This is a genomic window from uncultured Anaerococcus sp., from assembly GCF_963510575.1.
Taxonomy (GTDB): domain Bacteria; phylum Bacillota; class Clostridia; order Tissierellales; family Peptoniphilaceae; genus Anaerococcus.
This window is the reverse complement of record NZ_CAUPFR010000001.1, coordinates 20367-43809: the sequence shown is the minus strand read 5'-3', so window position 1 is coordinate 43809 and position 23443 is coordinate 20367. Positions and strand designations below refer to the sequence as shown.

Sequence of the window (23443 nt, the reverse complement as noted above, 5' to 3'; positions counted from 1 at the left end):
CAGCTAAGAAAAATTTTTAAAAAAATTTTTGCCAATAAATTTAAGCGAAATCTCCAAATAAAAAAGGTAAATTAAGACGCGAAAAATTTTTGATAGGGATTGCTTTTAAAAGCAAGGGCAAGCTAATAATTTAGCAAATAAAGTAAGAAAATTTCTTATATTTACATAAAAAATTCTTCAGCTCTTGTAATTTATACAAAGATGTGATATATTAAAATTACGAAAACGATACCGAGTATTGTTTTCTTTGAGTACTAATTTATGCCAAATAAGGCTAGGTTAGGAAAAAAATTAGATTGTTAATTAAGAAATGTTCCTAAAAATTAGATACATAGAAATTTTAGCATATAAAAGAGATTTTATCAAAGATTTATAGAAAAATTTTTGGTCAAACTTCCATGAAAAGAGGGACATTTTCTTAAAAAAGGAATGATAATTATAACGAGGGAGCTTATGACTAATCCAACTATCAAAGATATAGCAAGTATTTGTGGCGTAAGCGTAAGTACAGTTTCTAGGGCGATTAATGACGCTGAGGGAATTAGCGTTTCAACAAGGGCAAAAATTCTTGCCACAATTGAAAAAATAGGATTTGTACCAGATACTAACGCAAGAAATTTAAAGATAAATAAAAATAAAACTATAGCTGTTTTAGTCAAGGGAATAACCAACCCCTTCTTTACACCAATGATTAAAGTCATTGAAGAAGAGATAAGTAAGACTGAATATTCCTTTGTCCTAACTAAGGTAGAAGAGCATTCTTCTGAGCTTGAGGTAGCAAAAAGGGCGACAAAGATTTTAAAACCTGAAGGGATAATTTTTTTGGGTGGCCATTTCATAAGCGATGCCGAAGAACTCGAGGCTCTTGATACACCATATTCAATGACAACTATTGTAAATAAGGATATCATAAATAAAAATGCAACCTGTGTTGGAATTGATGATTTTAAGGAAAGTGCAAGGATGGTTGACTACTTAATAAGCCTAGGCCACAGAAAGATTGCCTTTATAGCTGCTAGGGCTGATGATTTAAGTATTGGACATTTGAGGATGGAAGGTTATAAAAAAGCCCTTGCTGATCATGGCATCGACTTTGATGAGAATTTGGTTATTTATCCTCCAAAGGGCTTAAATCCATATTCCCTAAGCCATGGCTATGAGTCAGCAAAAAAAATTGTAAAAGAAGGGCTTGATTGCACAGCTATTTTTTCCATATCTGATTTTGTGGCGATTGGAGCAATAAAAGCCATCCACGACATGGGAAAATCCGTTCCCGAAGATTATTCTGTGACAGGTTTTGATGGGCTAGAGATAAATGAATTTCTCTTAAAACCAATTACAACCATAGCCCAACCGACAGTTAAGATTGCCTACACATCTGTTAGGGAATTATTCAAAATAATTAACAAAAAAGACCACGAAGAAGTAACAAGTTTTGACGCTGAACTTTTTGTTGGCGAAACAACTGCAAATATAAGGAAGGTGTGAATATGAAAAAAGCAGGAATTTTATGGCCCCTTGCAAGCCTTAACGGTAGCCATGGCATAGGGGATTTTGGCAAGGCAAGCTATGATTTTATTGATATAAGCAAGGAAGCTGGATTTGATATGTGGCAAATCCTACCTCTAAACCCACTTGGATATGGTAATTCTCCTTACCAACCATATTCATCTTATGCAGGAGATGAGGTTTACATCTCCCTTGATATGCTCTATGAAGATGGGTTGTTAGACAAGAGAATTGCTCCACTTAAGCCAAAAGACAGGGTGGATTACAATTTTGTAAGAGAATTTAAGGGTGAATACCTCAAAAAAGCCTATGAAAAATTCAAGGAAAAAGGTCTAGAAGAAAGTGATTCCTATAAGGAATTTTTAAAATTCGACTTTGTTTATGACTATGCAGTATTTATAAGTTTCAAAAAAGATAATGGACTTATAGCTTGGAATGAATGGCCAGAAGGGCAAAAGTCTTGGATAATTGATAGGAAATTCGACCTAAGCCCATATGAAGATCAAATTGGTTATGAAATTTTTATCCAATATATTTTCTATATGCAATGGATGAAATTAAAAGCCTATGCCAACGAAAATGGCATCAAAATTATCGGAGATATTCCATTCTATGTGGGACTTGATAGTTTGGATGTTTGGCAAAATCAAAAAGATTTTGAAATCACTGAGGAAGGCAAACCAATCCTAATAGCAGGAGTGCCACCAGATGCCTTTTCAGATGAAGGACAAAGATGGGGCAATCCTATTTATAGGTGGGACGAGCTCGAAAAAGATGGTTTCAAATTCTGGATAGATAGACTTGCCTACAATGCAAAGCTATATGATATTGTAAGATTAGACCACTTTAGGGCCTTTGATACCTATTGGCAAATAGATGCGAAAAACGATACAGCTGTTGAAGGTGAATGGATTTGTGCACCTGGTTTTAAACTTTTTGATAAAATCACAGAAGAACTCAAAGACGTAGAATTTATCGCAGAAGACCTTGGTACAATGATGCCAGGAGTTTACAAACTCCGTGACCACTACGACCTAAAGGGTATGGTAATCATTCAAGAAAACCTAAGACCTTGGGAAGACCATTATATAGAAGCTAGGGAAAATTCTGTTGCCTATCCAGGTACCCACGACAACAAAACTCTCTTCCAATGGTATGGCGAACTAAACGAAGCCCAACACGAATCTATAAAAAAATATTTCAAAGACTTGGGCATAGACCACGGAGACATCAAGGAAGATTTCTTTGACTATGTTATGAGCACAGCTAGTGATTACGTAATTGTCTCACTTGCAGACATCCTAGGACTTGGAGAAGAAGCAAGAATCAACGAACCAGCAACCTTAAGCGATAAAAACTGGTCCTACAAATTAAAAGACTTAAAAGACTACGCAAAAAAAGCTAGCTTTATAAAAGAAACCATAGAAAAAAACAAGAACAAGCCAAGAAATAAGGCTGAGAAATAATTTTAAAATACAAGCGAACAACATTAATCCTATACAATTAAAATCCTAAAAAAAACCCCACCTTACTACCAACTCCAATTGGAGTTTGGGTCAAAGGTGGGATTTTTTTTCCTAAATTAAAATTAATCTTTCTTCCAAATATCAGCTGGGTAGGTTTTTTCTGCAAACATCTCCCCAAAGGCCTTCTGGGCTGGCTCTAGGTCTTCCCTATAGGTAATGCCAATCCATTTTTCGTTGGTAGGAATGATTGTAATATCGGCTAGGTCTTCTTTAATCCACTCACCAACCATATCTGGCAATACGTATTCACAAGTTTCTAAATTTTCCCTATTTTTTTCCAAATAGGCAGAAAAATGTTCTTCGGCAAGGTCAATGAATTTTGGAAAAGATGCCCAAAGGTTCATGGAAACCAGACTTTCAAAATTCAATAAATCTGGGCCCAGCTTTTCCTTTGAGGAAAAAGTCCCATCTTCCTTGTTGTATTTGATTTCGTGGGTTTCTATGATATTAACAAGCTTGTTTTCCTTATTTCCTACAGAAACGCCCCTGGTAACAGTGCCATTATCAGATAGGGTATTTTTTAACTTGTAGCCTGCCATGGCTACTTGGAGCCTTCCGTCAATATCTGCTGGTGAATTTAGCAAAAAGTTATGAAGGTCTCTAAAAACTCCCTTGCCGTAGTAGTCATCTGCATTTATTACCAAAAATGGCTCATTAACAAGCCCCTTGGTTGCAAGAACAGCGTGGACTGTTCCCCAAGGCTTGGTTCTGGATTTTGGAGAAGTAAAGTCGCCAGGCAAGTCTAATTCCTGGTAGGCATATTCGACCTTGATAAATTTTTCAATCCTAGAGCCGATTACTTCCTTAAAATCTTTTTCTATATCTTTTCTAATGATAAATACGACTTTATTAAAGCCAGCTTCGATGGCATCAAAGATTGAATAATCAATGATTGTATAGCCGTTGGCATCCATTTTGGCTAGTTGTTTGATCCCTGCCTTGTACCTCGAGCCGATACCTGCTGCTAAAACAACGAGGCTAGTATCCATTTTATTTCCTTTCTTCATAACCATTAGGGTTTTGAGATTGCCATCTCCATGAATCTTCGCACATCTCTTGGATTCCATTTTCTGCTTTCCAGCCTAAAAGTTGGTAGGCTTTTTTTGCGTTGGCAAAGCATTTAGCTATGTCACCTTCCCTACGACCGACAATCTTGTAAGGAACCTCTCTGCCAGAAGCTTTTTCAAAGGCCTTTACCACTTCAAGGACTGAGTATCCATTGCCTGTAGCGAGATTTATTATAGAAACTCCGTCAAGGTCATCAAGCTTATCTATAGCACAAACGTGGCCTTTGGCGAGGTCTACAACGTGGATGTAATCCCTAACCCCAGTGCCGTCTACTGTGTCATAGTCATCCCCAAAAACTCTGAGGTAGTCAAGTTTGCCAACAGCAACTTGGGCTATATATGGGAGTAGATTGTTAGGAATACCTCTTGGGTCTTCGCCAATCCTGCCTGACTTGTGAGCGCCAATTGGGTTAAAATACCTTAGTAGAACGATTTTCCACTCTGGGTCTGATTTTTGAAGGTCAATCATAATTTGTTCCATCATAGACTTTGACCAACCGTAAGGGTTGGTGCATTCGCCCTTTGGAAAATCTTCTGTAATTGGAACGCTTGCTGGATTACCATAAACAGTTGCAGATGAAGAAAATATAAGGTTTTTACAGCCTACTTCCTTCATGGCTTCGAGAGTTGTTAATGTTCCTGTTAGGTTGTTGTGGTAATATTCAAGTGGTTTTGAAACTGATTCGCCAACAGATTTGAGGGCTGCACAGTGGATTAAAACGTCAATTTTTTCCTTGGTTAAAACCTCTTTGAGCCTTTCCTTATCTAAAATATCTGCCTCATAAAAACTTATTTTTTTGCCTGTAATTTCTTCTACCCTGTCAACAGCAATTTTTGATGAGTTTGAGAGGTTGTCATAGATTACAACCTTATAATTTTTGTTTAATAATTCTACAGCGGTGTGGGTGCCAATATAGCCAGCCCCACCGGTTATTAGGACATTTTTCATAAATCTACCTTTCTATTTACATATATTATGATTATACTATAATGTGGTGAAATTTTGAAGTTTTGAAAAAAATGTTGGTTTTTCCTGACTTGTTTACTTTTTATATAAAATTGGTATAATATTTATAGAAAAGAGGTGTATTTATGGCTCAAATAAATGTAAAAATTGACGATGATGTAAAAAAACAAGCAGATTTAGTTTTAAGCGAACTTGGTCTTTCTATGTCAGCTGCTATTAACATTTACCTAAAAAAAATAGGCAAGGAATACAGGATTCCTTTTGAGTTGAATGTGGATCCTTTTTATAGCGAAAAAAACCTGGCTTATCTTGAAAAATCTTATGAGGACTACAAAAAAGGAAAATTAGAGCTTGTAAACCATGACATCATTGAGGATTTTGATGAAGATTAACTATATAAATTGGAAATACCAAGCCTGGGAAGAATACTTGTACTGGCAAAAAACTGATAAGAAGAATTTTGCCAGAATAAATAAAATAATAAAGGATATTAAAAGGTCACCTTTTGAAGGCCTTGGCAAGCCAGAAGCTTTAAAAGACAATCTTTCAGGTTTGTGGTCAAGGAGGATTGACCAGGTGCACAGGATAGTTTATTTTATAGACGGCGATGTCCTAGTAATTCTCCAGGTTAGGGGCCACTATTAAGAAATAATTTGCAAAATTTTTCCACATGAGTAAAGTAGTTACATGATAAAAGACGATGACGGGACTAGTAGGTCGGATTTAACTTACAGAAAGAGGTGCTAGCTGAGAAGCCTTAGTGATATTTCGATTGAATACCAACCCTGAGTTTCTTGTGACTAAGCAAGACGTATGACTACGATACAGTCCTAATGAGTAGTAAATTAGGTGGAACCACGGAATATTGCCGTCCTATTATCCGAGAAGGATAGTGGGGCGGTTTTTTTATTCGTGATAAAAAAATAAGGAGAAGACATGATTAAGATTAAATTACCAGACGAATCAGTAAAAGAATATGAAGCGGGAGTCCTTGTTGGTGACGTTACAAAGGACATCTCAATGGGACTTTATAGGGCAGCTTTAGGTGCTGTTGTAAATGGAAAAGTTATGGGCTATGCTGAACCAATTATGGAAGATAGCGACTTTAGAGTTGTAAAATTTGAAGATGCAGAAGGCAAGGAAATTTTCTGGCATACAACAAGCCATGTAATGGCTGCTGCAATCAAGGAACTTTGGCCAGAAACAAAATTCGCTATAGGACCTGCCATAGCAGATGGTTTCTACTATGATATGGACCTTGAACACAGATTTACTCCAGAAGATTTGGAGAAAATCGAAAAGAAAATGAAAGAGATTGCCAAAAAAGATCTCAAATTAGAAAGAATTGAAGTTTCAAGAGACGAAGCCCTAAAGATGTTTAAGGAAGAAGGCCAAGACTACAAGGTAGAACTAATCGAAGACCTTCCAGCAGATGAATTAATCACTCTTTATAAGATGGGAGATGCTTTTACAGACCTTTGCAGGGGACCACACCTTGAATCTACAAAGGAAATCAAGGCTATAAAACTAAAGACAATAGCTGGTGCTTATTGGAGGGGAGATTCTGATAAGGCTATGCTTCAAAGAATCTACGGTATTTCCTTCCCAAAGGCAAAAGACCTTGAAGAATACGAAGAATTACAAAAAGAAATCGCTAGACGTGACCACAGAAAGATTGGTAAGGAAATGGACCTATTTGCCTTCCACGAAGAAGGACCTGGCTTCCCATTCTTCTATCCAAATGGCATGATCCTAATGAACGAGCTTCTTGGTTGGTGGAGAGGTGTCCTTGACAATTCTGGCTACGGAGAAATTAAAACTCCACTTATCCTAAATGAAGACCTATGGCACAGATCAGGTCACTGGGATCACTACAAGGAAAATATGTATTTTACAAAGATAGATGACGAAGACTATGCAATTAAGCCAATGAACTGCCCAGGATCAGTTTTAACTTACGCATCCCGCCAACATTCCTATAGAGACCTACCAATCAGACTTGCAGAATTTGGCCAAGTTCACAGACACGAATTATCTGGTACTTTACACGGCCTATTCAGAGTAAGAACTTTCACCCAAGACGATGCCCACGTTTACTGTCTTCCATCTCAAATTAAGGAAGAAGTTTACAAGATGATTGACCTTGCAGACCTTCTTTACTCTACATTTGGTTTTAAATACACTATGGAATTATCAACAAGACCAGACGACTACATGGGAGATATCAAGGATTGGGACTTCGCAGAAGAACAACTAAAACTTGCCCTAGAAGAACGTGGCATTGATTATCAAATAAACCCAGGTGATGGTGCCTTCTACGGTCCAAAAATCGACTTCCACTTATTAGATGCAGCTAAGAGGGAATGGCAATGTGGTACAATCCAACTTGACTTCCAACTTCCAGCCAATTTTGAGCTTGAATATATAGACGAAAACGGCGAAAAGAAGAGACCAGTAATGCTCCACAGAGCCCTACTTGGATCAGTTGAGAGATTTATCGGCGTTCTTACAGAACACTTTGCAGGCAGATTCCCACTTTGGATTAACCCAAGACAAGTAGAAGTAATCCCAGTAGCAGACAGATTTGCTGACAAGGCTCATGAAATAGCTAAAGAAATCGAAAAAGCAGGTTTCAGGGTAGGAGTAGATGAGAGAAGCGAAGGTGTTGGCTACAAGATTAGGTCAGCTCAAATGATGAGAACAAACTACATGCTAGTAGTAGGCGATAAGGAAATCGAATCAGGCCTCCTCACAGTTAGAAATAGGGACGGCGAAGAGACAAAGGATGTAAAACTAGCTGACTTTATCGAAAAAATTTCTGAAGAAAGAAAAACCAAGTCACGTGAATCAATTTTTTAGGTGATTTGATGAAAAAAGTAAAAGCTTTAATCCTAGGAACAGATGACAATTCTTATTCTGTTGCTAGGAGCTTCTTTGAAGCCTATGGAGAAAAAGCTGTCACAGTCGGGGCAGGTGTCCTAAACGTATATAAGGATACAAAAATATCAACCCTAACCTATGAAAAAGGATTTTCAAGTAATGATGACAAGTTTGTTGCCATGCTAAATGAAGAAGCAAAAAAATATCCAGATACTAAATTTATAATATTTGCGCCAAATGAAATCTATTTGAATATCTTGTGCAAAAACTTAGATAGACTTGATTTTGACTTTGAACCAGCCTATCCTTTTGGATCTATATATAAAAACTTATTTTATAAGTCAAAATTTTATGCATACCTAGATACAATCGGTATTAGGTATCCTAAGACAGAGATTATAAATAAGGATAATATCGAAAGCCTATCCCTAGATGGGGACTTATTTATGAAACCAGATGACTTTCCAGCCCTCTACGCCTTGGATTTTAAAGAAAAGCAAAAGGGCTATAAGCTAAGCTCAAATAGGCAAGCCAAGGAAGTTCTTAAAAAGATTTACCAGGCAGGCTATCCAGGAGAAATGATTGTCCAAGAATTTGTCAATGGTGGGGACGGGTCAGAGTATTCCCTAAATGGCTATAGGTCAAGCCAAAAAGATACCTCTATGGTTCTAGCAAGAAATATCTTATCTGACGAAAGACCACTTACAGTCGGCAACCACTTGGTTCAAATCGACCACAATGATTCGAGGATGTACGAAATGGCAAAGAAAATCGTGGATAGTCTTGATTATGTAGGCTTATTTAATATTGATTTCAAGGTTGATTCTAAAACCGGGGAAATTTTTGTTTTTGAAATGAACCAAAGACAGGGAAGAACCTTCTATTACTCAACCCTTGCTGGAGTTAACCTCATAAAATTAGCTATAGAAGATAAGGGTTACCATAGGAGCGAAGTCCTAAGGCCAAGCAAGAAATTTAGGCTAATAAAACTAGGCGAAAAATGTTTGGAAAATCACATGAATAAGGAACTCTTGCCAGAATTTAAGGATAAGGACCGTGTTACCAACACTGCCAACCCAAACATTATGGACTACGATAGGTCTATCAAAAGAAATTTTATGCTTTTCAGAGAGATGAATAGACGCGAGAAAGAAATATTTCCTAATTAACTTGGCTAGTTGATAGCTTTTGGTTTTATAAAAATATGGCTTTGTGTTAAAATAGGACTAAGAGTTATGAAAAAACTGAGGGGAAGATATGATAATTAAAGAAATTTCAAGAAAAGAATATGATGATTACCTAGCTAGGCTTAGGAACTATTCTTTTTTACAAACCAGCCAAATGGCTGAGGTACTAAAGAGCAATAACAGAAAAACCAAGCTTTTGGCCCTCCACGATGAAGGGGAAATCCTAGCTGTGGGACTCGCCTTCATGAGGAAATTTTACGGTGGCGAGAGAATGGACCTTATGGTTGGAGCAAGCTCAGAAGTTAAGGAAAATGAATATATTTTTTATGACAAATTAAAAGACTATGCCAAGGAAGAAGGCTATCTGAAATTAGTTGTAAAACTTGATAGCGACTACCAAGAAATTGATCAAGAAGGCGAAGAAATCCTAGCAGAGGATGGGTCATTTTTTGAAAAAATGAAAGAAGTTGGTTATATAGGAAATGATGGTTCTGTTCCAACTTTTGATGGGTCGCCAGACTACCAATTTATAAAAAATTTGGGAGAATTTTTGCCAGATAAGGACGAAGAACTTTTAAAATCTTTTAATAAAAATGCCCAAAGGAAAATCAAAAAAGCCTTGGAGTTGGGACTTAAGGTCAGAAAAATATCTAAGGACGAATTGGAAGAATTTAGGACTCTTACTTCTGAAACGGCAGAAAGACAAGGATTTGGAGATAAGTCCATAAATTATTATCGTACATTTTTTGATGAATTTGGACCAAGTACAGAATTTTTAACATCAGAAATAGATTTCGCCTATTCTATAGGAAAGATGAGAGACTTGTTGGATAAAATAGGAGATACACCTAAAAATAAACAAAGAAGGGAATCTCTCGAAAATGATATAAAGATGTTAGAAGATTTCGAAAAGGAAGCGAATAAGCCAGTTGTTCCTTTAGCAAATATGATTTTAGTCTATGGTGAAAAGGAGGTCATCTACTTTTTGGGAGGATCTCTCACCAAGTACCAAAAATTGCCAGGTGCCTTTATCCTTCAATACGAGGCGATGAGGAGAATCATGCAAAGAAACATACCAATTTACAACTTCTTTGGAATTGACGGGGTCTTTGATGGTAGCGATGGGGTATTAAGATTTAAGCAAAATTTCAATGGCTATATACTCAGGAAAACTGGTGCCTTCATCTATTATCCATATCCAGAAGAGCTTGAAAAGGCTAGAAATAGTAAAAAAAAAGATTGATTTCCGCCCTTAAAAAAATATATAAGGCGATTTTTAGATAATAATTAGTATAAATCTTTTCAAGGGGTATAGTGACTTAGTAATTTATATGATATTAGTGAATTATAACGGCTTTTGCCGTTATTTTTCTGTTGAAAAATTTATTAGATTTTTAGAAGGGGGTTATATGACAGAAAATAAAATTGAAAAAAACAGGATGGGAACAGAGGCCATTCCATCCCTCTTATTTAAAATGAGCCTGCCAATTATTATTTCATTCTTGGTCCAATCAGTTTATAACTTGGTTGATTCGATTTTCGTAGCGAGGCTTTCAGAAAAGGCTCTAACAGCTGTTTCCCTTTGCTTTCCAGTCCAGAATATCATGGTAGCTTTTGCAGTAGGAACAGGTATAGGTACAACAGCCTTGCTTTCCAGATACTTGGGCATGAATGATAAAAAAAGAGTAGGGGCGATTGCAACCCACGGCCTAATCTTGGCGGCAGCTTCTATGGTGACTTTCATTTTATTTGGCATATTCTTTACAGATTTTTATGCAAAAAGCCAGTCAACAGACCCAGAAATCGTTGAATATACCAAGGACTACCTCTATGTTATCTTGCTATTTTGTGGTGGGGTGTTTTTCCAAATATTTTTCGAAAAGACCCTCCAATCAACAGGCAATACCGTCTACACCATGGTTACCCAAGGAACAGGGGCGATTTTAAATATAATTCTTGACCCAATTATGATTTTTGGGCTTTTTGGTTTTCCAAAGCTTGGCGTGACTGGTGCGGCTCTTGCAACTGTAATTGGACAAATAGGTGGATCTTTAGTTGGGATTTATTTCCATACCAAGAAAAATAGGGATGTGAATTTTATTTTCAAAAATTTGCACTTTCACCTTGATAATATCAAACAAATCTTTTCAATTGGCCTTCCTTCTGTTTTGATAAGTGGGATTGGCTCAGTGGTTTTGTTTTTTATAAATAATATGCTCTATACTTTCGGCGCTTCAGCTGTAGCTGCCTATGGAATTATGTACAAGCTTCAGTCATTTTCCTTTATGCCTATGTTTGGGATTTCAAATGCCCTTTTGGCCATAGTTTCCTATAATTATGGGGCAAAAAACAAGGATAGGATTAGGGAAGCTATTAGGATTGCCTTTATAGCCTCCTTTGCTATTGTTGGTACGTCAGTCGTTTTGATGTGGGTATTTTCTAAACAATTGTTTGACCTCTTTTCTGCAACAGATGTCATGAGGGAAATTGGAGTGCCAATGATTAGGATAGTTTCACTTTCCTTTATCATTTCCATCCCATCAGTAGTTGGAGTTGGAGGGATTTTTCAGGCTATCGGCAATTGGAAGTTCCCAGTTATCCAGTCTTTTTTAAGGCAGGTTATCCTACTTTTGCCAATCTTTTATCTTTTTACAAGGCTTGGCAGCCTCAATTCTGCCTGGTGGGCCTTTGCTATAGCGGAAGTTTTAAATGCTATAGTTTGTGTTATATTTTTAAAGAAGGATATTAGGGAAAAAATTGATATCCTTTAGGATTAAAAATTTGTAAAAAAAGACCAGAAGTCGTTAACTTTTCCAATCAAAGGAAAGGATTAAGGCTTTCTGGTCTTATTTTTATTTTCTATTTTGTGGCTGTTTTGTAGATTTCGTCTAGGTAGCCAACTGTGCTTGAAAGAGTTGCTTCTGAGATGGCGTCTACTGGTTTACCTGGTTTGTTGCCGTCAACTAGGCCCTTGATTTCTTCAGGAGTCTTGCCTACAACATAGGCTTCGATAGCATTTAGGTTTTCCCTTAGGGTGTGTTTTGCCTTGGCGATATCTTTCATTTGCTTAGAATATGCTTCGTTGTTTTCTAGTTTGGATGCTAGAACTTTTTTAGAATCAGCGTAGTTTTCGCCAAATTTCTTATCAGAGTTTGGCACGCCCTTTCCTTCCATGTATTGGTATTCATCGATATTTGCTGCGATAATTTTGCCATCTTCCATAACTACAAAGGTATCTGTGATTGCATTTTTGTTGCCAGCTGTACCAAAACTTTGCTTGATTTGGATATCATTGGCCTTATTAGCTTCAAAAACACTTGTGTTTTCGTCATCTTCTGCTGTTTCGATTATTGCTTCTAGGTAGCCTTTTGTATCAACAAGAGTAGCTCCTGTGACAGAATCAATTGCCTTGCCAGGTTCAGCTCCAGCTACAACTTTCTTAAGTTCATCTATAGTTTTACCCTTAGCAAAATTTTGGATTGCCTTGTAGTTATCTGCAATAGAAACTGTTGCCTTAGCTTTTTCTTTCATAAGGGCTGAATATTTCTCATCATTCACAACCTTTGATCCGAGAAATTTCCCTGATTTATTGCCAGATTTGAATTCTGTATCCTCATCTTGATTTGGAAGGGCAAGGAAACCTGAACCCTCATCGAAATATTGGAATTCATCGATAGCTGCATCTACAATCTTATCTCCATCTGTAATTACAGCGATTCTTGCAAAGGAACCTTCTCCATGGGCAGCCTTTAGGCTTCTTCTAAGAACTAGTTTGCCTTCTAGGGTTGATTTGGCCTTATCTAAAGCATCACTTGCCTTATCCTTGGCTTCATCTTTTGCATCTTCAGCAAGATCTTTGGCATCTTCCTTGGCCTCGTCGGCGGTATCTTTGGCGTCATTGGCTACTTCTTCTACCTTTTCTTTAGCATCGTTAGCTGCATCATCTACTTTTTTGCCTGCTTCTTGGGCACATCCCGCAAAACCCAATGAAAGGGCCACAAGTAGTGCTGTTAACTTATATTTGTTCTTCATAAATTCCTTCCTTTTCAAAATATTCTTCTCATGTGAACATTTACCCTATGAATTATACTGAAACACCAGCGATTTGCAATCGTTTAGCAGGTATATTTAAACAAAAAAAGAAATATAAAACGCTAAAAATCATTAAAACATGGTTTAAAGTGGAATGCTTATTAAAATCCTAGTTTAGTAAGTAATGAAAATATAGATTATTTCATATAGGAGCATATAAGGTGGAAGCAGTCATAACCAATAAAATAGAAGGCATAAATTTAGATAAGTTAATGGATTTATATGAGGAATCTAATCGGGAAAATCTATCCATGGTAGAATCGAATCCTGGTGAAAAAACCGATAAAAATATTTTATATCAAAAAGTAAGGGAGTCCTACAAGGCCTATATCAAAAATGAATTCCTAAAAGAAGGCAAAAATCGTCTGGCAATTTTAATCGATGGAGAAAAGTATCTTGCTGGTCTTAGGATTTATGATGAGGGGAAATTTTACCTCCTTGAGGCCCTTGAAACAAATACTATTTACAGGAGGATGGGTTACGGAGAAAGGCTTGTAAGGCAAGTAGTGAAATCCTTAGAAAAAGGCAAGGAAATAAGGGTAGAGGTTAGTCTTTCTAATAAAACATCCTTGGCCTTCCACAAAAAAGTTGGTTTTAAGCCTAAGACCAAGGAAGAAAATCACTGGGTTTTATCAATAAGAGGATAAACATTTGGATTTTCTTGACTAAAAATAAGGATTTCGGGTAGAAATATTAAAAATGAAAAGTTTACAAGGAGAGCTTATGTTTGGAATATTAGAAGCTGGTGGAACTAAGATGATTTGTGCTGTAGGTAATCGTGATTTAGAGGTTTTGGACGAAATAAGGATTGAAACAAGAAGGCCAGAAGAAACCTTCGCTGAAATAAAAAAATTTTTTGCAAAATATAAGGCAGAGATAGAATCTATTGCCGTTGGTTCTTTTGGTCCTATTGAAATAAACCCTGATTGCAATGATTATGGCAAGATTTTAAATACTCCAAAAGAAGGATGGAAAGATTTTAATATTGTAAAATGCTTGGAAGAAGATTTCCCTGTTCCGATTTTTGTGACAACAGATGTCAATGCCTCAGCCTACGGTGAATATAAAATTGGTCGAGGAGAAGGAAAGGCAAGCCTAGCCTACTATACTGTTGGAACAGGTGTTGGTGGGGGTGTAGTCCAAAATGGAAATTTTGCAGGAGGTATAAGTCATCCGGAAATGGGACACATGATTATAAAAAAAGACCCAAGAGATACTTATCAAGGTGGTTGTGCCTGCCACAGCGATTGCCTAGAAGGACTTGCATCTGGCCCTAACATTGGCAAAAGATTTAAAAGATCAGCTGAAAGTCTAGATCCAAATGACGAATTTTGGGATATAGAAGCAAGTTACCTAGCCCAAGCAGCCTACAATACTAGCCTAATGTTTAGCCCAGCTGTCATAGTTTTTGGTGGAGGAGTTATGCAAGTTGAGGGCTTAATCGAAAAAGTTAGGGAAAAATTCAAAGAATTGATGAATGGATATATAGAAATAAAGGATTTAGAATCTTATATAGTAAGACCAAAATATGATGGCAAGTCAGCCACCTATGGACTTTTAATCCTAGCCCAAGAAATTTTATAAAAAAACATGGCCCCGTAAAGGGGCCTTTATAATGTGCAAGAACAGTTAAAAGAATTTAATAAAGCGTCTTATCGACTAAAAGGGAGGAAGGCCTTGCTCATTATATCGAATCTTAGTATTTCTTATCTAGGAAAAGACCAAGCAGATAACCAAATCCTAGGCAAGCAAGGAATACTAAAATTATATTTTCTTTTAAAACCAAGCTTGAAAAAGCTCCGAGACCTGCTCCGACTTGGGTAAAAAACATCTTAAATGAAGTAAAATCGTTTTCTTTATAGTTGAACATAATGGATTCCTTTCTATACAAAATACAGGTTCGTTTTGTAAATTATTCAGGTAACTTATTGATACGTATATTCTACCACACTTTTATTACTTTATCAAGATAATATGATAATTTTTTAATAAAATAAAAAAACCTCCAAAAAGCGGAAAAATTCGCCTTTGGAGGTTCTAGTTTTTTTCTAAGATGAGATTGATACAGTTTTTGCAACTCCATTTTCTACGAAGATTATTAGGGCAAGACCAGAATCCTTGCACTCTTCTAGGTATTTTAAGAAGTCTTCACGGCTAAATTTTTTGGCAGGGGCCATGCCACCTACGGCTTCAAATTCAGTTTTATCGGTAATTACAAATCTTTGTTCAGTTTCATTTTTGATTGCTGTGGCATTTTCATAGTCATCTGGGTTTTTGAAATAGTCAAAGGATCCAGATACTATAAACCTATCGTCTTCTATCTTGTAGGCGTAGGCTGTTGATGTGATATAGTCGCTAGGTTCTCCCTTAAATTTGGAAACTAGGGTTGTTACATACTTGCCGTCTTCCTTGTGGAGATTTTTTTCTTTATCGTCTTTTTTTGTGGATGGAGCTTGGTTTTTTTCTTCCTTTTTGATATCTTCTTTATCTTCTTCTTTATCTTCTTCTACATCTTCTTTTTTATCTTCTTCTGTATTTTCTGCTTTAGAGTCTTTTATCTTATCTTCTGCTGGTTTATTTTCTGTGTTCATATCTTCATCTTTAGCCTCTACAATCTGGTTTTCATTGGAATCCTTATCAGCCATTGCATGTTCATTTGTATCGCAACCTACAAGGCTTAGGGCCAATAATGATAAAAGTATTGGTTTAAATAATTTATTTTTCATATTACACCTCTACTATAATTATACCCCAAAGCTATAATTAATAACTTAAAAATTTTTTAAGCTTTATAAGTTAGAGCAAAAGCAAGCTAGTTTCTAAAGCCAGTATTTTAAAAAATACTTAAATATTAACCCGATATTTTTTTGTTTTTGTTTTAAAATAGTGGAAATTGGTTATATATAAGAGTAGGAAAATGTTTTGTAAGCCGGATAAGAAATAAGTTTGTTAGATAATTGCTAACTTTTTTTGGTTATGTAGAATTATGACAATTAACTTTTAGTTATTTTGCAAGAAGAAGGAGTTTTAGCAAACAAATTTATAAGATATTTGTAAAGAAAAATATTCTTGACAAAACGTTTTCTTGAGGCTACAATATTATTATAAGGATAATAATGTAAGGAGGATTATATGCTTTTTAAGACAACAGAACAACACGAAGAGCTCAGAAAAAAAGTCAGAGCTTTCGCAGAAGAGAAGGTAAAACCTATAGCCTTTGAGCTTGACCAAAAAAACGAATTTCCTGATGATATAGTTAAGGAAATGGGCGAACTTGGACTTATGGGTATCCCATATCCAAAGGAATATGGTGGAGCAGGTCTTGATGTAATTTCTTACGCAATAACAGTAGAAGAACTATCTAGAGTAGATGGTGGTGTAGGTGTTATTTGCTCAGCTCATACATCTCTAGGTAGCTGGCCAATTTTTGCTTTTGGTACAGAAGAACAAAAACAAAAATATCTTGTTCCTTTAGCTAAGGGCGAAAAAATAGGCGCTTTTGGTCTAACAGAAGAAAACGCTGGTTCAGATGCTGGTGGTACAGAAACAACAGCAGTTCTTAACGGCGATCATTATATATTAAATGGTAAAAAAATATTTATCACAAACGCTCCTAAAGCTGATACTTATGTAGTATTCGCAGTTACAACACCAGGTATAGGTACCCACGGTATTTCAGCTTTCATCGTAGAAAAAGAATTTGAAGGATTTACTTTCTCTGATCACTATGACAAATTAGGTATCAGATCATCTTCTACAGCTGAATTACATTTTGATAATGTAAAGGTTCCAAAAGAAAACCTACTTGGTAAAGAAGGCCAAGGTTTCGCTATAGCTATGGCTACCCTAGACGGTGGTAGGATTGGTATAGCTTCTCAAGCCCTAGGTATTGGTCAAGGTGCATATGAATCCGCTCTTGCTTATGCAAAAGAACGTGAACAATTTGGTATGCCAATAGCTCACTTACAAAGAAATACATTTAAACTTGCTGATATGGCAACATACTTACGTGGCGCAAGACTTATGATCTATTCTGCAGCAGAACTTAAAGAAAATCACGAAAGATATTCTGCAGAAGCAGCTATGGCTAAACAAGTTGCATCAGATTTAGCAATGAAGATTACAACTGAAGCTGTTCAACTTTACGGTGGTTCAGGCTTCATCAAGGGTGTTGACGTAGAAAGATTCTTCAGAGATGCCAAGATTACCCAAATCTACGAAGGTACTAACGAAATCATGAGAGTAGTAGTTGGTGCCCACACTGTAGGTCGTGCTCCAAAGATGACAAGAGCAAAATCAAAGGGAGCTGCTGCTCCAATCGCAGGTGTTCGTAAAGGTGAAATCTTTGAAGGAGACCCAAAAGAAGCAGTTAAAAACCTAGTAGCAGCTCTAAAGAAAGATGGCTATGACTTTACAGTAGGTATCGACCCAATGACACCAATTGCAGAAGCACCAAGAGTTGTTGTAGCAGGTCGTGGTATAGGTGAAAAGAAAAACATGAAATTAATAGAAGAACTTGCTCACCAAGCAGGAGCTGCTATTTCATCATCTAGACCAGTTGCAGAAACCTTAAAATACGTTCCACTTGATAGGTACATCGGTATGTCTGGACAAAGCTTTAAAGGCAACCTCTACATCGGCGTAGGTGTATCAGGAGCTGGTCAACACTTAAAGGGAATGAAAGACGCATCAACAATCGTTGCAATCAACAACAGCAAAAATGCACACATCTTTAACAATTGTGACTACGGTATAGTAGGCGATGCTATGGAAATCCTTCCACTATTAATCAAAGAACTTGATAATGGACAAGAAAAGAAACCAGCACCAGCCCAACCAAAAATCAAGAGAAGCAAACCAAGAAAAATGGCTCCAAAAGAAGACATTTATGTAGACTTAGGTTCAGGCTATGAATATGACCCTCAAGTAGGAGATCCAACTCAAGGAATCGAGCCAGGTACTCCATTTGACAAACTTCCTGACAGCTGGGTATCACCTGTTTCTGGCGAAGCCAAAGAAGAATTCATTAAAATGGAATTCCCAGCAGATAGAAAGTAAGTAGGAGGAAATAATGTATACAGTTAGAAAAGTAACAGATGACTTATATTATGTTGGTGGAGATGATAGAAGATTAGCCTTATTCGAAAATATATTCCCAATTCCAGAAGGCGTATCTTACAACTCATATCTATTAATGGACGAAAAAACAGTCCTAATTGATGCAGTAGACTGGGCAATCACAAGAGAATACATGGTAAACGTAGCAAGAGTCCTAAACGGAAGAGACCTAGACTACTTAATCGTTCACCACATGGAACCAGACCACTGCTCATCAATAGAATTGATGCTACAAAGATATCCAAACCTAAAGATAATTTCTTCTGAAAAAGGAGTTATGTTCATGAGACAATTTGGTTATCACGTAGATGACAGATACATCGAAGTAAAAGAAGGCGATACAGTAAGCTTTGGTAAACACGAATTCACCTTCGTAGAAGCACCAATGGTACACTGGCCAGAAGTATTAATGTCATACGACTCATACGACAAAGTCCTATTCTCAGCAGACGCCTTCGGATCATTTATCGCAAACAACGGTAGATTATTCGCAGACGAAGTAAACTGGGATAGAGACTACCTAGACGAAGGACGTAGATATTACACAAACATCGTAGGCAAATATGGCACATTCGTACAAAAAGCCCTAGCAAAAGCAGGTGGCCTAGACCTTAAATACATCTGCCCACTACACGGACTTGTATGGAGAGACAACTTCGGCTATATCATTGACAAATACGTACATTGGGCAACCTATGAACCAGAAGAAGAAGGTGTCCTAATCGTATATGCATCAATGTACGGCAATACTGAATTTGCAGCCCAAGCATTAGCAAGCAAACTATGCGAAAGAGGCATGACCAACATCTCCCTAAGAGACGTATCAAGCACACACGTATCAACCCTAATCGCAGAAAGCTTCAAATACTCAAACATCGTCCTAGCATCAGTAACCTACAACCTAGGCATCTATCCAGTAATGCTAAACTACCTAGAAGATATGAAGGCTCTAAACCTACAAAACAGAGCAGTATCAATCATCGGTAACGGAACATGGGCTCCACAAGCAGCAGAAAAAATGGAAAAATTCCTAGACGAAGAAATGAGACTAATGGACGTCCTACCAGAAGGCCTAGACATGGTATCTTCACTAAAGAAAGCAAAAGAACCAGACATGGATGCAATGGTAGACGGTATCTTCGACTCAATGAAGAAGAGAAGAGAAGAAAAAGAAAAAACAGCTTCTCAAAACAAAGGCAAAAAATAAATAAAAAACTAAAGGCGGGGGAAACCTCGCCTTTTTGCATATTATCTAAAAATTTTAGCCACCGACTGCTGTATTAACACTCAAAGTAGTAAGAATGAAAATTTTCCTATTTCAAATACCTCACTACTTTCATAATATTTTTGAAAAGCTAAGTTAAAGACTAGCCAATTAATAAAAAGTTAGCTTTTATCATACATAAGGAGGATGATTTACATTATAGAAAATATCCTAAATTTAAAAGGAGCTTTCAAATACTTACAAAATTTGTAATTGTATTTTTTTTATTTCATGTTATTATTTAATTAACAAAAATGAGGGGGGGATTATGAAAAAAATAATTATAATCTTAGCCCTAATATTGATACTAACAGCCTGCTCATCCCAGGGCAAAGTAAAAAATCCAGCCACCCAGGAATACAAGGCAGGAACAGGCAATATTCAGGGGAATGTTGATGTAGAAAAGTATTTGAAAATAGATCAGAGGTTTGAAATAGGGGCAGATAAAAACGGAATGGCAGTATTCAAAGACCCAAACAAAGCCTACCAAGCCCTAACAGAAAAATACTCCGACGGCATAAAACTAATCCAAAAGGAATTTAAGTTAGAAGATTTAAGCGAAAACTCTTACCAAAACTACAAAACCTACGGTTGGCAAGTAGAAACAGGCACAAAAGAAGAAAAAGACCAAGCGAAATTTGTATCGGAATTTTTTGATATTTATGAAAATAGTTTTGAGTAGAAAAATACACGACTATTAAAAACTGACAAAAGGTTCCTTAAAATTTAATAGATAAGTACAAAATGACCTCTAATTTTTATATTGAGGTCGTTTTTATATTGGAATATTTTGGAATTATAGATTTTTAGATTGGTAGAATATCATATGAATATTCAAAATAAAAGAAATAAGAAATCCAATTATTAAAGGCTTATGAATAGTAATCTTATATTTTATCAAATATGGGTCTAAAAAGCCCGAGAAATTTGAATCCCCGAGCTTTGTCTTACATTACTTTTTTGTTTATAGCGTTGACTTTGATTTCCTTGCCGTCTTCTAGTTCGATTTCGTATTTTTCGCCCTCGCCGTCATTGTAAAGTTTCCATTCTTTTACAGTGCCACCACCGTTTGATTTTAGGCCTATGTTCATAGCTTCTTCTGGTGGGATGGACTTTCCAAGATCAACAGGATGTTCTTTGTCATCCATCTTTTCCTTTTCAGCTTCGCTTGCTTCTGCTGTGTTGGCATTTACCTTTAGGCTGTATTCTTTGCCATCTTTTTCGCCTTCAAATTCGTAATAAGCTTCTCCCTTATCTTCAATTTCGTAGCTTACTTCGGTTAGCTTATATGGTGCGCCTCCTACATGGGCTTCAAACTTATAGCTTGCTGCCTTTAGGCTAACCTTGTTGTCTGGAAGGGTGAAATTAACTGCTTCTTTTTTGCTTTCGTCCTTAGCTTCTTCTTTTCCTTCTTCAGCAGGTTTTTCTGCTTGTTCTTCTTGCTTTGTTTCTTCTTTGTTTTCTGTTTTATTTTGATTACATCCAGCAAAAACAAAGGTTCCTGCTAATAGTAAGGCTAATAATTTTTTATTCATACTTACTTCCTCTTTTTAATTTATTTACATGTATGACTATACCAAAGAGAGAAAATTTTACAAATTTTAGAGTTTAATGCCAAAACTTATCAATAAAAGTGAAATTTTGTAAAGCTGGCAAACAAATAGACCCATAAGGGCCTATTTGTTTTAGTCTCTTTCGATGATTTCACCTGTGACAGCATCTATTTTTATATCTCTGCCTTCGGCTATATCTATATCATAGATTGCCTTGCCGTCTTCGATTTTCAACTCATAGCCTTTGACCCAAGCTCCTTTAGCTTGTCCATTCAGAGAATTTTCCATGGCTAAAGTGCCAGGAATAATATTTTTAAAGTCTAGAGCGAGTGTCTTATTGTCCTTATCATCTTCAATTTTTTCGTCAATTATTTGGGCATTATCATCGATTGTTAGCATGTATATTTTCCCATTTTTAAAGCCCTCTATTTTTAGGATGAAGAGCTCATTGGTAAATTCCATTTTGATTTTATCTATATTTATTGAATCCATGTTTGCCTCACCAAAATTGTGGTTGTGGAAGATTTTCAAGGCGTCGTCTAAGCTTTTTGCAAAATCTGGGACGGATTCTTTTTTTATTTTAGAAATTTTCGTATCTTTATTTTCGACTTGTCTTATCCCTGTTTCAGTATTTTCCTTATTTGTACTATTACATCCCGTTAGCAGGGAAACAATGGCTAAGAAAGCTATTAACACTTTTTTAATCATCTATATCTCCATTAGAATCTCTTTCTTATTGAAATTATACTAAATAGCTTTGCCTTATCAATTTTTGTTGGTTTGCTTTGACTTTAGCGAAAAAATAGACCCAACCGGGCCTATTTTAATGTTTTAGTCTCTTTTGATTATTTCGCCAGTTGTGGCGTCAATTTTTACGTCCTTGCCATTATCTAGTTCTACTTCGTAGACTACCTTGCCGTCTTCAATTTTCAATTCATATTCTTTGACTTTAACATCTTTAGCTTGACCTTCTAGGGATTTTTCCCAGGCGTCCACACCAGAAATTATCTTTTTTAAGTCTATGGCAAGTTTTTTCTTATCGTCATCATCTTCGATTTTTTCTTCTAAAATTTTGCCATTGTTGTTTATCTTAAGCTGGTATGCTTTGCCATCCTTAAAGCCTTCAATGCTGTAGATTATATCCTTATCTAGGATTTCCACCTTAAGTTTATCGAAATTAAAAGAATCAGCTGATGCATCTCCAAAGTTGTGTTCGTGGAAGATTTTAATTGCATCTTCCATATTCATGGCAACTTCTGGCACTTTTTCTTTTTCTTCTTTATTTGGCTTTTTGTCATTATTTTTTACTTCTTTTACGCCAGTTTTTGTTTCGTCTACTTGAATTTCTTCTTGCTTTGTTTCTTTGGCTGGATTTGGTGTTTTATTTCCACAAGCTCCTAAAAGAAGGCTTGCTAAAAGAATTAGGCTTAAATTTTTGATTTTCATATTTTACTCCTCTTATATAATATTAGATTAAAAAAGGAATTCCTGTTTTCTTATATATATTATATCATAGCTTAAGAAAGTTTAGTGTTTCTTACAAAAGTTTTAAGAATTGTAAGTTAACAACAAAAATAGACCCATAAGGGCCTATTTGTTTTAGTCTCTTTCGATGATTTCACCTGTTACAGCATCTATTTTTATGTCTTGGTCGTTTTCTATGTCTATGTCATAGATAGCCTTACCATCGTCTATTTCTAGTTCATATTCAACTACCCAAGCGTCTTCTTTTTGACCTTCTAAGGCCTTTTTCATTGCATCTTCTGCCTTTATTATTTTGCTTAGGTCTAGAGCTTCTTCGTCTTTATCGTCATCTTTTTCGGTTTTCTCATCAACGATTGCACCGTTATCGGCTGCAATTCTTAATTCGTATTCATTGCCCTCTTTAAAGCCTTCGATTACATAGTCTAGGGCTTCGTTAAAGAAGTCGAGCTTGATGGATTTGATATTGATTGCTTCATCTTTGAAGTGGTCGTGGAAAATTTTTATGGCATCTTCCATAGATTTATCTACTTTTGGTATCGGATTTCTCTTAAATTCTCTTAAGTTTTTATCGTCATCAGGCTTTTTATCGTCATTTGCTACTTCTTTTACGCCGTCTTTTGCCTTTTCTTCTACGGCTGGTTTTTCTTCTTGGGCCTTATCTTTTGGGGTTGCTGTTTCTTTACCACATGCACCTAAAACTAGGGTTGTTGCTAATAGCAGGATTAATTTTTTATTTTTCATAAATTTACCTCCATGCAAATTTTCTCTTATATATTTTTAGTTTCAATCTTACAA

22 protein-coding genes are annotated in these 23443 nt (G+C 36.2%); 13 read left to right on the top strand and 9 right to left on the bottom strand.

The genetic code is table 11. The features are described 5' to 3' along the window. The first annotated feature begins 453 nt into the window (after window positions 1-453). Together RQ907_RS00215 and malQ are read left to right on the top strand one after the other, a co-directional pair. Window positions 454-1488, top strand: a complete 1035-nt coding sequence (locus RQ907_RS00215; RefSeq protein WP_311491393.1) for a LacI family DNA-binding transcriptional regulator — start codon at window positions 454-456, stop codon at window positions 1486-1488. A gap of 2 nt (window positions 1489-1490) precedes the next feature. Continuing rightward, on the top strand, window positions 1491-2975 hold the full coding sequence (gene malQ, locus RQ907_RS00210; protein WP_311491392.1) for a 4-alpha-glucanotransferase: 1485 nt from the start codon (window positions 1491-1493) through the stop codon (window positions 2973-2975). A 122-nt stretch (window positions 2976-3097) separates the two neighbouring features. Here the strand turns inward: malQ and RQ907_RS00205 are convergent, their stop codons facing one another. Both RQ907_RS00205 and galE read right to left on the bottom strand, forming a co-directional pair. Then, entirely contained in the window at window positions 3098-4024 is a 927-nt protein-coding gene (locus RQ907_RS00205; RefSeq protein WP_311491391.1) for a sugar phosphate nucleotidyltransferase, read from the bottom strand. 1 nt (window position 4025) lies between these two features. Further along, a complete protein-coding gene (galE, locus tag RQ907_RS00200) occupies window positions 4026-5051 on the bottom strand; it encodes a UDP-glucose 4-epimerase GalE (RefSeq protein WP_311491390.1) in 1026 nt (341 codons plus the stop codon). Window positions 5052-5194: 143 nt separating this feature from the next. Between galE and RQ907_RS00195 the strand changes: the two genes are divergently transcribed. The 6 genes from RQ907_RS00195 to RQ907_RS00170 all read left to right on the top strand — a co-directional run bounded on the left by RQ907_RS00195 (window position 5195) and on the right by RQ907_RS00170 (window position 11907). Further along, complete coding sequence (locus RQ907_RS00195) at window positions 5195-5461, top strand: type II toxin-antitoxin system RelB/DinJ family antitoxin (protein WP_311491389.1); 267 nt, start codon at window positions 5195-5197, stop codon at window positions 5459-5461. Then, entirely contained in the window at window positions 5451-5714 is a 264-nt protein-coding gene (locus tag RQ907_RS00190) for a Txe/YoeB family addiction module toxin (protein WP_311491388.1), read from the top strand. The genes RQ907_RS00195 and RQ907_RS00190 overlap by 11 nt, the downstream gene beginning before the upstream one ends. Window positions 5715-6005: 291 nt before the next feature. Continuing rightward, a complete protein-coding gene (thrS, locus tag RQ907_RS00185; RefSeq protein WP_311491387.1) occupies window positions 6006-7928 on the top strand; it encodes a threonine--tRNA ligase in 1923 nt (640 codons plus the stop codon). 8 nt (window positions 7929-7936) lie between these two features. Beyond that, on the top strand, window positions 7937-9118 hold the full coding sequence (locus RQ907_RS00180; protein ID WP_311491386.1) for an ATP-grasp domain-containing protein: 1182 nt from the start codon (window positions 7937-7939) through the stop codon (window positions 9116-9118). 88 nt (window positions 9119-9206) lie between these two features. Beyond that, window positions 9207-10379 carry a peptidoglycan bridge formation glycyltransferase FemA/FemB family protein gene (locus RQ907_RS00175; protein ID WP_311491385.1) on the top strand — a complete coding sequence of 391 codons (1173 nt, stop codon included), beginning with the start codon at window positions 9207-9209 and terminating at the stop codon, window positions 10377-10379. A 166-nt stretch (window positions 10380-10545) separates the two neighbouring features. Then, on the top strand, window positions 10546-11907 hold the full coding sequence (locus RQ907_RS00170; protein ID WP_311491384.1) for an MATE family efflux transporter: 1362 nt from the start codon (window positions 10546-10548) through the stop codon (window positions 11905-11907). Window positions 11908-11995: 88 nt separating this feature from the next. Here RQ907_RS00170 and RQ907_RS00165 read toward each other — a convergent pair whose 3' ends face one another. Beyond that, the gene (locus RQ907_RS00165) at window positions 11996-13168 is read right to left on the bottom strand and encodes a hypothetical protein (RefSeq protein ID WP_311491383.1); all 1173 of its coding nucleotides are present in this window, start codon (window positions 13166-13168) and stop codon (window positions 11996-11998) included. 221 nt (window positions 13169-13389) lie between these two features. Here RQ907_RS00165 and RQ907_RS00160 point away from each other — a divergent pair, with 221 nt between their 5' ends. Next, window positions 13390-13875 (top strand): GNAT family N-acetyltransferase, encoded by a 486-nt coding sequence (locus RQ907_RS00160; RefSeq protein ID WP_311491382.1) that lies wholly within the window; start codon window positions 13390-13392, stop codon window positions 13873-13875. A 76-nt stretch (window positions 13876-13951) separates the two neighbouring features. Continuing rightward, complete coding sequence (locus RQ907_RS00155; RefSeq protein WP_311491381.1) at window positions 13952-14812, top strand: ROK family protein; 861 nt, start codon at window positions 13952-13954, stop codon at window positions 14810-14812. 112 nt (window positions 14813-14924) lie between these two features. Here RQ907_RS00155 and RQ907_RS00150 read toward each other — a convergent pair whose 3' ends face one another. Both RQ907_RS00150 and RQ907_RS00145 read right to left on the bottom strand, forming a co-directional pair. After that, window positions 14925-15098 (bottom strand): hypothetical protein, encoded by a 174-nt coding sequence (locus RQ907_RS00150; protein ID WP_311491380.1) that lies wholly within the window; start codon window positions 15096-15098, stop codon window positions 14925-14927. A gap of 178 nt (window positions 15099-15276) precedes the next feature. Beyond that, window positions 15277-15954 (bottom strand): hypothetical protein, encoded by a 678-nt coding sequence (locus RQ907_RS00145; protein ID WP_311491379.1) that lies wholly within the window; start codon window positions 15952-15954, stop codon window positions 15277-15279. 406 nt (window positions 15955-16360) lie between these two features. Between RQ907_RS00145 and RQ907_RS00140 the strand changes: the two genes are divergently transcribed. From RQ907_RS00140 to RQ907_RS00130, 3 genes are all read left to right on the top strand, one after another. Next, entirely contained in the window at window positions 16361-18286 is a 1926-nt protein-coding gene (locus tag RQ907_RS00140; protein WP_311491378.1) for an acyl-CoA dehydrogenase family protein, read from the top strand. 13 nt (window positions 18287-18299) lie between these two features. Continuing rightward, on the top strand, window positions 18300-19553 hold the full coding sequence (locus RQ907_RS00135) for an FprA family A-type flavoprotein (protein ID WP_311491377.1): 1254 nt from the start codon (window positions 18300-18302) through the stop codon (window positions 19551-19553). Window positions 19554-19878: 325 nt separating this feature from the next. After that, complete coding sequence (locus RQ907_RS00130) at window positions 19879-20292, top strand: hypothetical protein (RefSeq protein WP_311491376.1); 414 nt, start codon at window positions 19879-19881, stop codon at window positions 20290-20292. 265 nt (window positions 20293-20557) lie between these two features. Here the strand turns inward: RQ907_RS00130 and RQ907_RS00125 are convergent, their stop codons facing one another. The 4 genes from RQ907_RS00125 to RQ907_RS00110 all read right to left on the bottom strand — a co-directional run bounded on the left by RQ907_RS00125 (window position 20558) and on the right by RQ907_RS00110 (window position 23389). Continuing rightward, window positions 20558-21145, bottom strand: coding sequence for a PepSY domain-containing protein (locus RQ907_RS00125; protein ID WP_311491375.1), 588 nt, complete (start codon window positions 21143-21145; stop codon window positions 20558-20560). A 150-nt stretch (window positions 21146-21295) separates the two neighbouring features. Then, window positions 21296-21871 carry a PepSY domain-containing protein gene (locus RQ907_RS00120; protein WP_311491374.1) on the bottom strand — a complete coding sequence of 192 codons (576 nt, stop codon included), beginning with the start codon at window positions 21869-21871 and terminating at the stop codon, window positions 21296-21298. 123 nt (window positions 21872-21994) lie between these two features. After that, window positions 21995-22609 (bottom strand): PepSY domain-containing protein, encoded by a 615-nt coding sequence (locus RQ907_RS00115; protein WP_311491373.1) that lies wholly within the window; start codon window positions 22607-22609, stop codon window positions 21995-21997. 153 nt (window positions 22610-22762) lie between these two features. Then, window positions 22763-23389: a PepSY domain-containing protein gene (locus tag RQ907_RS00110; RefSeq protein ID WP_311491372.1), complete on the bottom strand. Its 627-nt coding sequence runs from the start codon at window positions 23387-23389 to the stop codon at window positions 22763-22765. Between the last annotated feature and the right edge of the window lie 54 nt (window positions 23390-23443).

What these genes read in the sequence shown, in the direction of transcription:
- malQ (WP_311491392.1), top strand. Translation starts at nt 1,491, where the DNA reads ATGAAAAAAGCAGGAATTTTATGGCCCCTTGCAAGCCTTAACGGTAGC.
- RQ907_RS00155 (WP_311491381.1), top strand. Translation starts at nt 13,952, where the DNA reads ATGTTTGGAATATTAGAAGCTGGTGGAACTAAGATGATTTGTGCTGTA.
- RQ907_RS00115 (WP_311491373.1), bottom strand. Translation starts at nt 22,609, where the DNA reads ATGAAAATCAAAAATTTAAGCCTAATTCTTTTAGCAAGCCTTCTTTTA.
- RQ907_RS00125 (WP_311491375.1), bottom strand. Translation starts at nt 21,145, where the DNA reads ATGAATAAAAAATTATTAGCCTTACTATTAGCAGGAACCTTTGTTTTT.
- RQ907_RS00110 (WP_311491372.1), bottom strand. Translation starts at nt 23,389, where the DNA reads ATGAAAAATAAAAAATTAATCCTGCTATTAGCAACAACCCTAGTTTTA.
- RQ907_RS00140 (WP_311491378.1), top strand. Translation starts at nt 16,361, where the DNA reads ATGCTTTTTAAGACAACAGAACAACACGAAGAGCTCAGAAAAAAAGTC.
- RQ907_RS00145 (WP_311491379.1), bottom strand. Translation starts at nt 15,954, where the DNA reads ATGAAAAATAAATTATTTAAACCAATACTTTTATCATTATTGGCCCTA.
- RQ907_RS00180 (WP_311491386.1), top strand. Translation starts at nt 7,937, where the DNA reads ATGAAAAAAGTAAAAGCTTTAATCCTAGGAACAGATGACAATTCTTAT.
- RQ907_RS00120 (WP_311491374.1), bottom strand. Translation starts at nt 21,871, where the DNA reads ATGATTAAAAAAGTGTTAATAGCTTTCTTAGCCATTGTTTCCCTGCTA.
- RQ907_RS00195 (WP_311491389.1), top strand. Translation starts at nt 5,195, where the DNA reads ATGGCTCAAATAAATGTAAAAATTGACGATGATGTAAAAAAACAAGCA.
- RQ907_RS00190 (WP_311491388.1), top strand. Translation starts at nt 5,451, where the DNA reads ATGAAGATTAACTATATAAATTGGAAATACCAAGCCTGGGAAGAATAC.
- galE (WP_311491390.1), bottom strand. Translation starts at nt 5,051, where the DNA reads ATGAAAAATGTCCTAATAACCGGTGGGGCTGGCTATATTGGCACCCAC.
- RQ907_RS00175 (WP_311491385.1), top strand. Translation starts at nt 9,207, where the DNA reads ATGATAATTAAAGAAATTTCAAGAAAAGAATATGATGATTACCTAGCT.
- RQ907_RS00165 (WP_311491383.1), bottom strand. Translation starts at nt 13,168, where the DNA reads ATGAAGAACAAATATAAGTTAACAGCACTACTTGTGGCCCTTTCATTG.
- RQ907_RS00215 (WP_311491393.1), top strand. Translation starts at nt 454, where the DNA reads ATGACTAATCCAACTATCAAAGATATAGCAAGTATTTGTGGCGTAAGC.
- thrS (WP_311491387.1), top strand. Translation starts at nt 6,006, where the DNA reads ATGATTAAGATTAAATTACCAGACGAATCAGTAAAAGAATATGAAGCG.
- RQ907_RS00135 (WP_311491377.1), top strand. Translation starts at nt 18,300, where the DNA reads ATGTATACAGTTAGAAAAGTAACAGATGACTTATATTATGTTGGTGGA.
- RQ907_RS00150 (WP_311491380.1), bottom strand. Translation starts at nt 15,098, where the DNA reads ATGTTCAACTATAAAGAAAACGATTTTACTTCATTTAAGATGTTTTTT.
- RQ907_RS00205 (WP_311491391.1), bottom strand. Translation starts at nt 4,024, where the DNA reads ATGGATACTAGCCTCGTTGTTTTAGCAGCAGGTATCGGCTCGAGGTAC.
- RQ907_RS00130 (WP_311491376.1), top strand. Translation starts at nt 19,879, where the DNA reads ATGAAAAAAATAATTATAATCTTAGCCCTAATATTGATACTAACAGCC.
- RQ907_RS00170 (WP_311491384.1), top strand. Translation starts at nt 10,546, where the DNA reads ATGACAGAAAATAAAATTGAAAAAAACAGGATGGGAACAGAGGCCATT.